General features: G+C 65.1%; 1 protein-coding gene. It reads right to left on the reverse strand.

From position 1 onward, the window contains the following. The coding region (locus tag XALGPE39_RS00435) for an AMP-binding protein (protein WP_045726526.1) at window positions 1-970 on the reverse strand (970 nt) is incomplete at both ends.

Here is a 970-nt window from a genome sequence, read left to right on the forward strand (position 1 = left end):
GAGTTTGACCAGGCCCAGCGGGGTCGGATCACACAGACGTTGCCGCAGGGCGTCGAGCGTGTCGTGTTCGGGCAGTAGTTCGACCTGCGCACCGCATAGCAACGGGGCGAGCAGGCTGGTCAAGGTCGCATCGAAGGATAGCGACGAGGACACCACCGCGCTGGGCTGCGGTCGATAGTGTTCGATGGCGTACTGCAAGTAATGCGTCGCACCGGCATGGGTGAGCAAGGTGCCCTTGGGTTGGCCGGTGGAGCCGGAGGTGTAGATGACGTAGGCCAGATGATCCGGGCACAGACCGGGGACATCCGGTGCGCCGGGATCATCGTGTTGTGTGTCCGTGGTGTCGTCGAGTGTCAGCACACTCACGCGCAGCATCGCGCGGCTGGCCGGCAGGCGATCCTGCAGATCGGTGCAGGTCAGCACTGCGCGTGGGCGACTGTCTTCCAGCAGGAAGGCCAGACGTTCGCTGGGCAGGTCTGGATCCAGCGGCACATACGCCGCGCCCGCTTTGAGCGTGGCGAGTACCGCGACCACTTGTTCGATGCCGCGCGGCAGGTACAACGCGACACGATTTTCCACGCCGACGCCGGAGCGACGCAGACGCTGGGCGAGTTGGTTGGCGCGGGCATCCAGTTCGGCGTAGCGCAGCAGGCGTTGTCCTTCGCGCAGCGCGATGGCATCTGGTGTGCGCCGTACCTGCGCCTCGAACAGGTGGTGGATGCAGGTGGCAGGTGCGAGCGGTGCGGTCTCGGTGACGGTGAAGCGCTGCAATTGCGCGCGTTCGTCGGCAGGCAACAGCGGCAGTTGCGCGACACGGGCGTGGTCGTCGGCGACCATGCCTTGCAACAGGGTCACGAACTGGGCCAGATGGCGTTCGATCGTACTGCGTTCGAACAATGCCGTGGCATACCCCAGGCTGCCGACGATGCGGTCCTGCTGCTCGTTGAGCGAGAACTCCAGATCGAACTTG

This window comes from Xanthomonas sp. GPE 39 (genome assembly GCF_000963005.1).
Lineage (GTDB): Bacteria > Pseudomonadota > Gammaproteobacteria > Xanthomonadales > Xanthomonadaceae > Xanthomonas_A.